We start from the raw sequence: 14,357 nt of genomic DNA, 5'->3' as shown, positions 1-14,357 counted from the left end.
TGTACTCTTCATCTCATCCAGCTAAACCAATTCTATTCTGCTTTAGTGCTAATACACGCCAATTACCCATCAATGGCTTTCAATAACATTACACAAGCGAGTGTATTGTTAATGGTGCTATGGCTATATATCCGCGATCACTCTTAAACTTCATCAAATAATGTCCATTAACAATTAAGCCCTCGTATATTTTTCATCCTTTGCAAAATGCGAATGTAGCGTTGCATTTTGCAAGCCACCCTCAGTGTTAAAGCACAACCCAAACCTTTAATTAGATAAAATGATTATTAAACAATAACTTAATATTTTGTCAGGAGTTGGCACCGTACCTGCAATACCTTAATCGAGTTCAAAATAACTCTTAATTTAAAACAACACTGAGGTGACATATGAAAAAACTACATATCACAATCGCAGCATTATTATCTTCTTCAGTAGCGATGAGCCCATCATTTGCAAGTGAAATACGTGGTGATGTTGATGTATCACTGGTTATAGGTGAAGGCTGTGCCGTAAACGGTACCGCAGATGCCGGTGCCGGTATTAATAAATTTGGCTCAGTCGACTTTGGTGAACAAAGTAATTTAGACCTGTTTATTGATGCCGAGTCTGCTGGCTCAGCAGGAACAGGTAGTATCGAGCTCACCTGTAATACCAGCTTAGCCTATAGCGTAGCGCTTGATGATGGTTCAAACCCGCAGGCCGGCCAACGTCGTGTATCTCGCGGTGGTTTAGATTTTGTGAACTATGAGCTTTATCAAGATGCAGCGCGCTCTGTGCGTTGGGGGGAAGGTCCACAGTCACAAGCTTTAACCGGAACTGGCGCTGCGCAACCATTAACGATTTATGGTCGTGTTTTGGCAGGACAAACCACCCCAGCAGCGGGTAACTACTTAGATACTGTACGTATGACCATCTCGTGGTAATCAACCTGCAGGGCGTCATTTAATCTCAGTAAATGACGCCGCATTCTTCATCAAACGAGGATGAAACAATGATGACCAAGACATTAATCGCACTACTTGCTATGACCCCGCTAATTGTTGTTGCAGAACAAGCGCAAGATGTGAGTGAAATCAGCATCCAAATAGAACAAGGTTGTGTGCTAGACAACGGCAGCGGTGCCACGGCATTTGGTGTGATTAATTTTGGTGAACTGAGCAGTTTAACTTATGGAGCACAAGCCACGTCGACACCCGGAAGTGGTTCTATTGGCTTTAGATGTTCCCCCAATTTAAGTTACCGAATTGAACTTGGTAATGGGTTAAACGGCACCGACAGTAGTAACCGTAAGTTACTCAATAACGTCACCGGTGAAATGGTGCCTTATCAACTATTTCAAGACCCTGGACGTTCGCAAGTATGGGACAACGCTAATGCGATAAGCGGGACTGCCAGTGGTTTGTTTGAATGGCTGCCAATCTATGCAGCTATTGCGCCACAAGCAGTGACTCCCTCTACAGGTAACTACCAAGACAGCGTAGAGGTTGTACTTATTTTTTAAGGAGAAACAACATGAAGCATTTAGTATTGCTTATATTAGCCAGCTTAATGGTCATAAACCCTTTTAGCCTTACCGCTGCCGAATTATTGATTTCACCGGTAAATATTGATATTGCCCCAGGCGAAAAAGCCGCTTTACTGAAACTGCAAAATAACAGTAACACCACCATGAAGATTCAAGTTCGTGTGCGACATTGGGATACACACAACAACACTCAAGACAAGCCTAAAGTGGTGGTCAGCCCATCATCCCTCAACATTTTACCGGGTAAACAGCAGGTGGTTCGTATCGTTAATACTGGCCCTGCAAGTGACATCAATAATGAACGCTTATATCGAGTATTTTTGGATGAAATTCCTGATATGCAAAACACATCAGAACAAGGCTTATTGCTGCAAGTGCGTTATGCCTTACCTTTGTTTATTGGTGGTCCAGACTTGTCAGTGGCACGCACAGATAATTTTGAGCAATTAACCAGTATCTGGAACCGTGCATTAAGCTATTCATACAATCACAAAACCAATCAGTTGGTCTTCAACAATCAAGCAAACGGGCACGCCAGAATCTCTAAAGTACGTTACAGCAACGACGGCAACACACAGAGCGTTGTGTTTGGTGGCTTACTGGGTTACGTACCAGCCAACACTCAGGCAGCGTTTGAAGTATCACCCGTTGCGATTACCTCTTCGTCGAAACTATTCGCAGAAATCAATGGTGTCGATGTGGAGATTAACCACGATGGGAGGTAACGATGAAAAAACTAACCAACGTTATCTTAGTCGCAGCATGCTCATACACCAGTGTAGCCTCAGCTGAAACCTTATATTTGGATGTGTATCTTAATGGCGTCCAAGTTAACCAACTAATAGAATTTAACCGTATTCAAAATCATTTTTGGAGTAGCGAAGACGTTTTGGGCACCTCATCATTAGCTGAGTATGCCAGTGGCTTAAATGGTCGTGTTGATTACTGTAATTTACAAGCCGTCACTTGTGAATATAGTTACGAAACACAACGTCTTTATCTTACCGCTGACATAGATTTGTTTCCTGCTCAGGTGATTAACAGCAAAAAAAGAACCTCTATCCCGATTACGCGCTCTAGTGGTGCGTTAATGAATTACGATATCTATTATCGTGATTACCAATCTGGCACAACCACAGTCGATTTATTGCAACAGTGGCGCGCATTTGGCGATTGGGGAGTCGTTGAAACCACAGGTAATTATCGTAAGCAACTGGGTGGCAGTCATAACAGCTTTGTCGACGAAGGAATGATCCGCTACGACAGTTTTTGGCAATACAATGACGAGGAAAATATGCGCTATTGGCGTGTCGGCGACATGATAAGTGGCGGTAACCCTTGGGCTCGTCAAGTCAGAATGGGGGGGATTAAGCTGTCCCGACGTTTTGAGTTAGACCCACAGTTTATCAGTTACCCTTATCCTGAATTCATTGGTAGTGCGGTATTGCCATCAGATATTGAAGTCTTTGTAAATAATTACAAAATGTACTCTGGGAATGTTGAGCCTGGTAACTTTATTCTAGACAGTGAACCTACAGTTAATGGCTTTGCCAGCGCCAGTATTGTTACCACCGATATTTATGGTCAAGCAGTTAGCCGTGATTTGCAATTTTATGTTGCACCAGAGTTGCTTAAACAGGGAGTGTACGACTACGACCTTAACCTAGGGGTACTAAGACAAGGTTTTGGTCTTGATTCATTTGATTATGACTCAAACCTAACCGCTATTGCCGATGTTCGTTATGGCTTAACCGACAGCATGTCGGTGTCATCGCATGCCGAACTGAGCAAAGATGTTTACAACTTAGGTTTTGGAACTGATTTTACACTAGGTAATCTAGGGGTATTTTCGTTTGCGGCTGCCCATGGCCAAGACAAAAATAGCAGCGGTTGGTTAGGGCTTGCTGGTTATCGTTTTCAGGCTAATAACTGGGGGGTTTCTGCCCAACTCAAGCAACAGCAACAAGGTTACCGTGACACAGGGTCAACCCAATTTGTGTCGCAAATCGAGCGTGAAGTACAAGCCAATGCCGCATACTCATTTGATAATGGCGTTTCAGTGGGGATGGGGTATTTTGATATCACTAAGTTCGATGATGATGACCGTCGCCTGGTATCTGCTTTTTATAATCAATCAATCGATACAGCCTCTATTTCAGCCAGTGTTAACTGGGATCCCGATCGTGACGATGTGAGCGTTGGCTTGAATTTTTCGATGCCATTTGGCACTCGTTCCCGTGCTAGCGTAAGCCATGTGCGTGACAATAAAGGCGAAGACCGTACCGTAGCCTCAGCTTCATTTGCTCGCAATGGCAATCGTGGTTTTAGAGGTAACGTCAGCAATGTTGTAGGCACCAGTGATTTTTCAGCTAACGGCAGTTGGAGAGGTGACAAAGTTGAATTAACTGGCGGTTACTACAACCGTGGTGGTTCAAGTGGCCATTGGGGCCAGGCCTCGGGCTCATTAATTTGGTCTAATAGTCGTTTCTTGTTAGGTAATCGGGTCGCCGATACGTTTGCCGTGGTATCAACGGGCGGTATTGCAGATGTGCCAGTATTAATTGAAAACCAGCAAGTCGGTGAGTCAGATGATGACGGCATGTTATTGGTTACCGGGCTTGCATCATATAACCCAGTCAATATCAGTATTAACACCAAATCATTACCGCTAGACACCAACGTGGTGAACGATCAAATACAAGTGATGGCAGCAGAAAACCACGGTGTAGATGTTGATTTTGAACTGTATCAAACCAAAGCAGCCATTGTGATTGTAAACGATGAGCAAGGTCAGCCTATTCCGGTCGGTGCATTAGCGACCCTAAATGGTGAACAAAATGGTGACTTTGTCGGTTGGGACGGTGAGTTGTATCTTGAAAAGCTACAGGATAACAATACCTTAACGCTTGTATGGGACGGTAAGCAGTGCGTACTTGAGTTTGCCTACAGCAAGCAAGAAGATGACATTCCTGTCATTGGCCCATTGGTATGTGCTACTGAGGATGCCAATGCACTGGTCATGATTAATGATCAACAAGGCCAACCTGTACCAGCAGGTACCTTAGCCATCATTAATGATCAGCTTGAACCAAAAGTTGTCGGTAAAAATGGTCAATTGTCATTATCATCGCTTAGAACGCAAAACATCATAACCCTTAACTGGGCTGATCAACAATGCTCCGCTGAATTTTCTTACCGTAAAACAGATGAGCAAACACCCGTGATTGGTCCAATTATCTGTGAACCTAAACAATTTATTGCGACTGTGATTGTAAACGACAGCAAAGGTAACCCTATTCCTGCAGGTGCCAGCGCTATCATTAACAGTGATAAGCAACCACAGACAGTAGCGCATCACGGAGAAGTTTATCCGCAAGCGCTACAAGCGCAAAATCAGATGGTATTGCAGTGGGACAATAAACAATGCTCAGTTGAGTTTAGTTATACCCAAATCAATCATCAAAAAGCCATCATTGGGCCTTTGGTATGCGAACAATCTGACAGCATGGTTAATGTAACATCGCCAGAAGCCATACATACTCCAAAGTCTGAAGTGGTTAAAGTGATCAATACGGTTGCTATTGATGTTGAGCCAACTCATGTGATTGAGAAAACTCACTCAGATGAACAGACCCAAACCCTAGTAAATCCAGAGGCTGCAGTGAACACTCAAGCCTCTATGATTGAACAACATCAGGGCAGCATAGATCTGGAGTTCATTACAGTTACAGTGCAACAGGTTGCTTCACAGTTAGTATTATCTGCTCAAATACATGAAACAGCATCAACGACAAAAGAGGCGGTTAAGCAAACTTACACTGCAAACACCCCAAGGTTAATCCTATCATCGAATGCGGATAGTCAATTTAATCCAATAAACAATGCGTTACTTACACAGAACAAGGTAAGTGACGTTTACTTATTAACGAATGACATAGCGTCTAAGGCGGGCATGCCAAATGCCCCCAATTGGGACAAAGCGAGGTGGCTTGATTACACTAATATCGATCTTGTTCCTCATCATGACTCGACACAACAAGCACCACCCCAACCAGATTTATTCTTTAAACAACGCGCAAATAACATTACACAGCAAAGTAAAGGAGAGACAGTATGAACATAATTAGCAAACTGTGTTGTACAGCAGTCATGGTGTTCACTTGCCAACAAGCTTACGCAGACTGTGTAGTGGGCGGTAACAGCAATCAAAACTTAGGCGCGTTTAGCTCTGCATCAATTTCTACAGGTATTATAGAAACCTCATTCAGTTCAGATTTTAGTTGCTCAGGCTTTGTTAACCTGCTGGACTTTAGCGAAATTGATGCCACATTAGTGGGGGCTGATTTTCAATTAACAGCTGCCAATGGTGATGCAGTGCCTTACACACTGTATACCGCGCCTGAGCGCTCAGATCCTTTCACCCTTAATGAAACGGTGAGTTTTGGATCATTTAATTTACTGGATTTATTGGGCCTGTTTGGCGATGACGGCACGATACCTATTTATCTGTCTACAGGTACGGCGAATGTCGGTGTAGGCACGTATAACGACACCATATCGATACTATGGCAATGGGATTATTGTTCTGGTATTGGCTTATTAGGGATCTGTTTAGGTCGCGACAATGGCAGTGCAACCGTGATGATTAATGTGCAACTTAGTGTTACCGAAAGTTGTAGCGTTCAAACATCAGATGTCTCGCTTGGTACGGTGTCTTATCTGGGCAGTGCTCACAGCGCCATATTGCCATTGGATATCAATTGCACTAAGCAGCTGAGTTATCAATATTATGTTGATGGTGGCGATAACTTTAATGCCGGCCAAAGGAATATGGCATTTAACAGCGAGACCATCGCCTATAAAATTACCACGACCGACGGCAACACCCTAATAGGACCAGATTTGTCGGCCAGTGTGGCAGGTATTGGTGTGGGTAATAACCAGGCGTTTCAATTTTTGGTTGAAACATTGGTGGAAGATAGGTTTCCACTCCCTGGTGTTTATCGAGATCGGGTGAGGGTGATTGTTGAGTTTTAAGTGATAAAAATAAACTCGGTGCCATGGATGGCGTCAATAATGACTTAATCATCACCCCCACATTATTTCTGCGTATCAAACATTATTCACACATTATCTATTGGAAACTATTTTCCTCAAAAATGAATCACTACACTTTTAGCAAGCATAAAAATCAATACGTTGATTGTATGTCTAATGTTAAGGTGCTTCATGTTGCCGACAATAATACTTCAGATCAGCCATAACGCTCTCAAAGCATAAGTTTAAGTCTATGATTAATTGTTCATTAATACTATTAATGTTTGCAAGCGATTCTATTTGTTGACAAATATCCGCTAAACCTAAAGCCGCAATCGACTTTGATGCAGACTTTAGTCCATGTGATTGAAATGATAAATCAACATAGTTTTCGCTTTCTGTGTAGGCGTTAATCAGCTTAACTTGTTCACCTGCTGATTGTATAAACGCATTAAATACCATGCAATGCACATCAGTGTCTTCACCCAGCATCGACACTAACAAACCGATATCGAGTTGAGCAAACTTGTCATTCATCGAGGCTGATGAATGTTCTTGTTCAATAGGGGCGTTAATGGTTATTGATGAATGCTCGATTAATAGTGTTTTAAGTTGAACCAACTCGACAGGTTTAGTCAAAAAACCATTCATGCCAGCAGCATAACAATCATCAATATTTTCTTTAATGATATTGGCTGTCACCGCAATAATGACCAAAGCATTATATCGGTCATCTTGGCGTATTCTTTTTGTTAAGCCTAAACCATCTAACAGCGGCATTTGTATATCGGTCAGTAACACATCAAATGGTATATCTTGTAATATTTGCCAGGCTTGTTCACCGTTGCTCACAAACGTTGATTGCACACCTAATAGGGTTAATTGCTGTTTTAATACTTGCTGATTGGTAACCTGATCTTCTGCAACCAACACGTTTAAGATAGGCAATGCATCAACTTCTGTATGCAACGCATTGTCATTCGGAAATTGTGTATTGGTTGTCTTATTAGATTGTTCAAAACTATTAAATAATAAACTAAAACAAGAACCTTGGTTGACTTCGCTTTGAACGGTTATCTCACCTTGCATTCTTTCTACTAATTCTCTGGTGATAACTAATCCAATACCAGTACCATTTATTTCGCTAGTTTCAGCGCCTAAACGATCAAATGGTTTAAATAATCGCGACTCTTCGTCATCAGTTAAACCATATCCAGTATCGGCAACGCTGATTCGGCATTGATTATTGTTTAACTCACTACAACGAATATAAATCTTACCTTGTGGTTTATTGTACTTAATGGCGTTAGACAATAGATTTAACATGATCTGCTTGAAACGGCGCTCATCTACATAAAAACACAAGCCTTCAAGGTTGTTAAGTCCCTCAAGGTGAAGTGAAATTGATTGCGCATTGATTAACTCAGTAACTAATTCAACAGACTCTTCAATAACTCGTTTAATTGGCACATATTCAAAATTGAACTGCATATTACCTGACTCAATAGCAGTCATATCAAGTACATCGTTGATTAATAGCAACAAGTGTTCACCAGCACGGTAGATGCTTTTGGCATTATTTTTTTGGATTTGGCTCGCCGATTGATCATAATCATACAGCTGAGATAAGCCTAAAATGGCATTAAGAGGGGTACGTAGTTCATGGCTCATACTGGCCATAAAATCAGATTTCGCTTTACTAGCAGATTCAGCCTGTATCCTTAAACTATTGAGTTTTTGCTGACTTCCCGCAACCTCATTGACCATTTGATTAAATCCATTAATCACGCTGCCAACTTCATTGTGTTGCTGCTTGTCTACATGACAGTCAAAATCACCTTTAGCTAAGCGAGTGAATGCATGCTCTAACGCACGTAGTGGGGAAGTGATTCGATAGTCTACTAGCCATGCAAGGCCGACTAAAATGAGTAACAAGATAGAAAATTGAATATAAATCAGCGTGTAATGTAATTTAGATGACTCATTAATTTCAGCTGTAAAATTAACCACCAAGGTAATTGTTGCAAGCGGCTTATCTAAAAAAATAATGTCTTGGCTCAATAACATATCACCACTTTCAAAAGCGCCAACCCATGAGTCTAGTGGATACAATTGATTACCCGTTTCAGCATCTACTATTTTTATGGCTTTCCAATTTGGATGTATTTCAAGTTGATTATTGATTTGTTCATACAGCTCAGCATATTGTCGGGTCAGCAACGGCGTAGTGATAGAGGTTGATAGTTGTTGCAATGAACGCTGAGCCGTTTTGGATAAGCCATCGTTAACCCACCGAGCTTGTTCGGGTAAGGTATAAAACACAAATAAACAAATCAGCATTAGCCCAAACGAAAAAACCGCCAAAAAACTCTGTGCCCGTAGACTTCGCCACCAATTAATTTTCGACATAAAATGAGCGTAACCCCCATTGTGTTAATTGCTGGTATTCTGCCAACGTTGCCGTACTGGGTTGAGTAATCGGTATCCCTGCAAGTAAATGCTTATATTTTTCACTTTGACCGATAGTTAAAATAGCTTGTTGAATATTGAGTTGAACAGCTGTATCGACTCTAGGATGCGCAACAATTGGATGACGACTGATTTCACGTGTTTTATATAGAATGGTTAACTTATCTTGTAAATTTTGCGGCTGTTGCTTCAAGGTACCCAACACACCACCGCCAGCTTTTGTAGTGCCTAAGGCAACATTAAGATATACCGAGGAATGGGTTTGTACATAAACGGGTTTTATCGATAAGTCATATAATTGTGCTAAATCAGCTCGCATTAATAATGAAGCACCTAACGCATTTGGGGCAGGGAAGGCAATCTCTTCATTTTGCAATTGACTCAAATCATTAATGCCACCGTCTTTTTTGACAACCAATACGCCTTGAAGCTTACGTCCTGCGTCTTTTATTAACGGCATATACCCTTGCTTTTCATTGGCGATCACACTGTGCCAAGGATTCATGTAAGCAAAGTCATAATCTCCATTGGCAAATGCTTGTTCAAACACAGGGATTGATTCAACAGTGATCAGTTTAATTTTAATACCCGTTTGTTGACTCACTTCGTTAAGCAAAGGCTGCCAAATGGCATTTAACTTTTGTGGCTCATACTGCGGAACTACGCCAAAGGTATATTCTTGCGCAAATAACCACGAGCTTTGAATTAAACAAACTATAACTAGTAAATACTTCATTATCTCTCCCGTTAATCGCTTGCCATCGTCATCATTTTAGTTAGGTAATACTTAACTCACCATAAAATCATGATTTGCAGTAAACATAAGCCTTAAATTACAGATAGTAAACGTTAAGGCCAATGTTGCCTCTGTTTCAGCTAAACGCCTTATTCATTAATACTAATCACAAAATAACAAGCATTAATAATGCCAATTTATAAATATAGATACGTGTCAAGCAATTTATTTTAGATTACACATTGGGGAATATGTCAAAATTATTGAAAATACAACCGTATACTAGTCAATGTTTTAGTGATGAGATAATGTTGTCACTCACCTTACTTGCAAACAATAGAATTGTCGCGGATCAGGGTTTATTTAACACTGTGTTTGAGTGAAATCTTGATATTCAATAGGCAGAAATATGGATTTACAACTAACCATACACACAACTCACTTTGGTTTTGACTATGATATAGAGCTTCATAGTTGGCATAAAAAACTATGTGCTTATAGGGTATTCGCGGCTAAACCCAAAGAATTATTAGAAGGTGGATTAGGCTTAGGGCTTAACTTCATCACTCAGTTTTCATCAGGTGCTGAATGGTTAGCGCAGATCCCTAAACAGTATTTAGCCGTGACAATGGCTTTTCCTGAACACCAATATCAGCTGTTGTGGCTTGCAGCTAATAGTGAGCAAGCCGCTCAATTGTTATTAATTAGACCGTTAATATTAGTGCTTATTTGTGAGCATTATCCCATTGATAATGCAAAGGCATTAGCCTTAAGTCATCTAGGACAACGCGACATTCTCAATAAGCTCGGCTATGACAACGCAAAAGCGACACTTAAATTTATAGACAAATTGTCTCTAAAATTTGAGCGAGATATCGAGGTAAAATATTTAAAAAAATTGTTAGACAAAACAATGTGTCGCTACAAAGTGTTTAAACATCACCACACAATAAACTATGCAACCATAAGCCTAGATAACCGATATCCATTTTTAACCTGCACAAAATTAGGCCATGCCATAGCAAATGATAAAAATATCAAAAGAGGGCCTTTACGTGCATGTCTAGCTGATACGATTGCACTTGGTTTAGCACTCGGGATAAATGAGCCTGCAAAACGAATTGGCCAACTGTCGACACTGGATGAGCTTGAAAGATTACATCAACAATGGATAGATATCCGTAATGCTACTCGGCTATCCGAATCCAGACCGGTTGACGCTGATACACCATATCCACAACTTATTTCGAGTGAGCCAAATTTTGTCGCAATTGATAATTATGATGCTTTGCTTAGAGAAGGAATGGACCAAAAGCATTGTATTGCTGTTTATCACAACCGGATTGTCGCAGGACATTATTGTGCATTTAAAATGGAGCACCCACAAAGAGTGACCATTGGGGTGAAAGTCAATAAACGAATAGGCATGCTTGAATTGGATCAAATCTCCGGGATACGTAATGCAATGGCAACCAATGAAACACGTGAATTAGTCTATGCGTGGTTTGCGAGAGTAAAGAAAACGTATATGCAGAGATTTAATCATGAGCCTGAACTGAGGGCTTAACACTATTGTCTGGTTTCTAATTTTTTAGATTTAAGTGACTGTATCTGCATGTAATCATTGGTGTTTGAGCTATTTTGTGGCAAACTAATTTTTAATTGCAGTTTGTTGCTGTGCTAGAAGGACCTAGATTTCATATGAGCATCAATAAAGCCAAGCTTTCCGAAACCGATATCATTAGCAAATTCATCATGCCAGCCATTAAACAAGCGGGCTGGAATGACATGTCGCAAATTCGCCAGGAAGTGAAGTTACGCGACGGTAAAGTGATAGTGCGTGGGCAAATGGGCGTGCGTAAAACGGTTAAGTCTGCTGACATTGTGCTATATCACAAACCCAGTATGCCACTGGCCGTTATTGAGGCTAAAGCCAATAAACATGAAGTGGGTAAAGGCATGCAACAGGGGCTAGATTATGCCCGTTTGCTTGATGTGCCTTTCATCTTTGCTTCAAACGGTGATGGTTTTATCTTTCATGATAAAACCCATGCAGTCACAAACAGTCTCGGGACTAACGAATCGCACCAACTCGAAACAGAAATCCGCTTAGAAGACTTTCCAACGCCGCAACAGCTTTGGACTAAATACTGTATTTGGAAAGGCTACACCCCAGCGCAATTACCCATTATCAATCAAGAATACTATGACGATGGTACGGGTAAGCACCCTCGTTATTATCAACTGCAAGCCATTAACAAAACCATTGAAGCCATTTCATCCGGTAAAGACCGCGTGTTACTTGTCATGGCGACCGGTACGGGTAAAACCTATACGGCGTTTCAAATTATTTGGCGATTATGGAAGTCTCGTGCTAAAAAGCGCATCTTGTTTTTAGCCGACCGTAATATCCTGGTTGATCAAACTCGCATTAATGATTTTCAGCCCTTCGGCACCTCAATGACCAAAATTACTGGGCGTACGGTTGATCCTGCATTTGAAATTCATTTAGCGCTTTATCAAGCATTAACCGGTCCAGAAGAGCACCAAAAAGCCTTTAAACAAGTCGACCCAGACTTTTTTGATTTAATCATTATCGACGAGTGCCATCGTGGCAGTGCTTCTGAAGACAGTGCCTGGCGTGAAATTTTAGAGTACTTTAAAAGCGCGGCCCAAGTTGGCCTTACCGCAACCCCTAAAGAAACCGATGAAGTCTCTAACACGGATTATTTTGGTGAGCCTGTTTATACCTATTCACTCAAAGAAGGCATTGAAGATGGCTTTTTAGCGCCGTACAAAGTGGTGAGAGTCGATATTGATGTCGATTTACAAGGCTGGCGCCCCACAAAAGGCCAAATCGATAACAATGGTGAAGTGATAGAAGACCGCATTTATAACCAAAAAGACTTCGACCGCACCATGGTGATAGACGAGCGTACCCAACTGGTTGCCGAAACCATTACCAACTACTTAAAGCGCACCGACCCGATGGCCAAAACTATCGTGTTTTGTAACGACATTGACCACGCTGAACGAATGCGTCGTGCTATTGCCAATCTTAACCCTGAGCAAATGACCAAAAATGAAAAGTACGTGATGAAAATCACCGGCGATGATGAAATAGGTAAAGGGCAGTTAGACAACTTTATTAATCCCAAAAAAGCCTATCCTGTTATTGCCACTACCTCTGAGCTTATGACCACAGGTGTCGATGCGAAAACCTGCAAATTAGTAGTGCTAGATCAAAACATTCAATCCATGACCAAGTTTAAACAGATTATTGGCCGAGGTACCCGTATTGACGATAGATACGGCAAGCTCTGGTTCACTATTTTAGACTTTAAAAAAGCCACTGAATTATTTGCCGACGAGCGCTTTGACGGTACACCCGAAAAAATCATTAAAGTAACCCCTGAAGACATCGAAGATGAAAATGTTGATATTGATACTGTTGACGACGATCTAACTGGTAATAACGGTGCGGCAGACAATCAAGGTGAATACCAAGATGACGAACCAGATGCGACTCAAAATGACACTATAAACGACCCCCAAGGCGATGGCAGCCTTGATGGAGAATGGGACGAAGGCGAAACCCGCAAAATCAACAAATACCGCGTGTCAGGTGTGACTGTCAGTAAAATAGCCGAGCGAGTGCAGTATTACGACAGCGACGGTAAATTAGTCACCGAATCTTTTAAAGATTACACCCGTAAAACCATGGCCAAGCAATTTAGTTCACTAGATGAATTTGTGAAGCGTTGGAATGAGTCTGACCGCAAACAAGCGATAATTGATGAGCTAGCACTAGAAGGCATTATTTGGTCAGCTTTAGAGGATGAAGTCGGTAAAGAAATGGACCCCTTTGATATGATTTGCCACGTGGTGTACGACCAACCGCCATTAACCCGCAAGGAGCGCGCAAACAATGTACAAAAGCGCAATTACTTCACTAAATACTCAGCCACAGCACAAGCCGTACTGCAAAATTTACTGGTAAAATATGCCGATGTCGGCGTGCAAGAAATCGAAAACATGCAAGTACTTAAAGTCGCCCCGTTTACGGAATACGGTAATTTAAGCGAGATCGTTAAAAAAGGCTTTGGTGGCAAAACCGAATACGAACAAGCCATCAGTGAACTAGAAGCGCAAATTTATCAAATTCACCAGCAATCAGCTTAATAGAAATGACAAAGGGCAGTTAACCACCCCTTTGCTTGTAAAATTGGTCGTCGAATTAGTTGTTGATTAGCTGTCTAGTTCACCTGAAAGTGCTGTGATACTCATCGTAATGTCATCATTTAAGCAGCTATGAATAACATATTGGCTGCGAACCTTATCAAGGTTGAGGCCTTGATAACTAGGGTGCTCTACCAATATATCAAGGTATGAATCTAAAACTTCCTCTTTGGTTGTTTTCCGTTGTAGTTGCTTCTTAATGTTCTCTGCAAGCTTTTTCTCTGCTTCATCATTATTATCATCATAAAGAGCTTCATAAACTAACCCTGCAAAGTTGTTAATACTGAGGTTTAGCTTTTGCAGTAACTCTTTTATTTGTTTCTGTTTTATTTCTGTCCCCATGAGTCC

General features: G+C 41.3%; 10 protein-coding genes. 7 read left to right on the top strand and 3 right to left on the bottom strand.

All coding sequences use genetic code 11. The features are described 5' to 3' along the window. Positions 1–389 precede the first annotated feature (389 nt). The 5 genes from PQR79_RS05180 (at position 390) to PQR79_RS05160 (ending at position 6,565) form a co-directional block, all read left to right on the top strand. A complete protein-coding gene (locus tag PQR79_RS05180) occupies positions 390–926 on the top strand; it encodes a Csu type fimbrial protein (protein WP_238103717.1) in 537 nt (178 codons plus the stop codon). Between the two features lie 68 nt (positions 927–994). Further along, positions 995–1,504, top strand: coding sequence for a Csu type fimbrial protein (locus tag PQR79_RS05175; protein ID WP_238103718.1), 510 nt, complete (start codon positions 995–997; stop codon positions 1,502–1,504). 11 nt (positions 1,505–1,515) lie between these two features. Next, positions 1,516–2,253 (top strand): fimbrial biogenesis chaperone, encoded by a 738-nt coding sequence (locus tag PQR79_RS05170; protein WP_238103720.1) that lies wholly within the window; start codon positions 1,516–1,518, stop codon positions 2,251–2,253. 2 nt (positions 2,254–2,255) lie between these two features. Continuing rightward, positions 2,256–5,645 carry a FimD/PapC C-terminal domain-containing protein gene (locus tag PQR79_RS05165; protein WP_238103722.1) on the top strand — a complete coding sequence of 1,130 codons (3,390 nt, stop codon included), beginning with the start codon at positions 2,256–2,258 and terminating at the stop codon, positions 5,643–5,645. Then, complete coding sequence (locus tag PQR79_RS05160; protein ID WP_238103724.1) at positions 5,642–6,565, top strand: spore coat protein U domain-containing protein; 924 nt, start codon at positions 5,642–5,644, stop codon at positions 6,563–6,565. The genes PQR79_RS05165 and PQR79_RS05160 overlap by 4 nt, the downstream gene beginning before the upstream one ends. A 180-nt stretch (positions 6,566–6,745) precedes the next feature. Here PQR79_RS05160 and PQR79_RS05155 read toward each other — a convergent pair whose 3' ends face one another. Beyond that, the gene (locus PQR79_RS05155) at positions 6,746–8,974 is read right to left on the bottom strand and encodes an ATP-binding protein (protein WP_238103726.1); all 2,229 of its coding nucleotides are present in this window, start codon (positions 8,972–8,974) and stop codon (positions 6,746–6,748) included. Next, complete coding sequence (locus PQR79_RS05150) at positions 8,961–9,770, bottom strand: phosphate/phosphite/phosphonate ABC transporter substrate-binding protein (protein ID WP_238103727.1); 810 nt, start codon at positions 9,768–9,770, stop codon at positions 8,961–8,963. Before PQR79_RS05150 ends, PQR79_RS05155 begins: the two co-directional genes overlap by 14 nt. 409 nt (positions 9,771–10,179) lie before the next feature. Here PQR79_RS05150 and PQR79_RS05145 point away from each other — a divergent pair, with 409 nt between their 5' ends. Both PQR79_RS05145 and hsdR read left to right on the top strand, forming a co-directional pair. Continuing rightward, positions 10,180–11,337 (top strand): PcfJ domain-containing protein, encoded by a 1,158-nt coding sequence (locus PQR79_RS05145; RefSeq protein WP_238103728.1) that lies wholly within the window; start codon positions 10,180–10,182, stop codon positions 11,335–11,337. 134 nt (positions 11,338–11,471) lie between these two features. Continuing rightward, positions 11,472–13,952 carry an EcoAI/FtnUII family type I restriction enzme subunit R gene (gene hsdR, locus PQR79_RS05140; protein WP_238103729.1) on the top strand — a complete coding sequence of 827 codons (2,481 nt, stop codon included), beginning with the start codon at positions 11,472–11,474 and terminating at the stop codon, positions 13,950–13,952. A 66-nt stretch (positions 13,953–14,018) separates the two neighbouring features. Here the strand turns inward: hsdR and PQR79_RS05135 are convergent, their stop codons facing one another. After that, positions 14,019–14,351 carry a hypothetical protein gene (locus PQR79_RS05135; RefSeq protein WP_238103730.1) on the bottom strand — a complete coding sequence of 111 codons (333 nt, stop codon included), beginning with the start codon at positions 14,349–14,351 and terminating at the stop codon, positions 14,019–14,021. Between the last annotated feature and the right edge of the window lie 6 nt (positions 14,352–14,357).

Origin of the sequence: Shewanella metallivivens, assembly GCF_028750675.1 — a bacterium.
In the GTDB taxonomy this organism is placed as follows: Bacteria; Pseudomonadota; Gammaproteobacteria; order Enterobacterales; family Shewanellaceae; genus Shewanella; species Shewanella metallivivens.
This window is presented reverse-complemented; position numbering and strand designations above follow the sequence as displayed.

Bases quoted from the DNA above. Each gene is read 5' to 3' on its own strand.
- PQR79_RS05175 (WP_238103718.1), top strand. From the start codon at position 995: ATGATGACCAAGACATTAATCGCACTACTTGCTATGACCCCGCTAATT.
- PQR79_RS05150 (WP_238103727.1), bottom strand. From the start codon at position 9,770: ATGAAGTATTTACTAGTTATAGTTTGTTTAATTCAAAGCTCGTGGTTA.
- PQR79_RS05155 (WP_238103726.1), bottom strand. From the start codon at position 8,974: ATGTCGAAAATTAATTGGTGGCGAAGTCTACGGGCACAGAGTTTTTTG.
- PQR79_RS05165 (WP_238103722.1), top strand. From the start codon at position 2,256: ATGAAAAAACTAACCAACGTTATCTTAGTCGCAGCATGCTCATACACC.
- PQR79_RS05160 (WP_238103724.1), top strand. From the start codon at position 5,642: ATGAACATAATTAGCAAACTGTGTTGTACAGCAGTCATGGTGTTCACT.
- hsdR (WP_238103729.1), top strand. From the start codon at position 11,472: ATGAGCATCAATAAAGCCAAGCTTTCCGAAACCGATATCATTAGCAAA.
- PQR79_RS05145 (WP_238103728.1), top strand. From the start codon at position 10,180: ATGGATTTACAACTAACCATACACACAACTCACTTTGGTTTTGACTAT.
- PQR79_RS05135 (WP_238103730.1), bottom strand. From the start codon at position 14,351: ATGGGGACAGAAATAAAACAGAAACAAATAAAAGAGTTACTGCAAAAG.
- PQR79_RS05180 (WP_238103717.1), top strand. From the start codon at position 390: ATGAAAAAACTACATATCACAATCGCAGCATTATTATCTTCTTCAGTA.
- PQR79_RS05170 (WP_238103720.1), top strand. From the start codon at position 1,516: ATGAAGCATTTAGTATTGCTTATATTAGCCAGCTTAATGGTCATAAAC.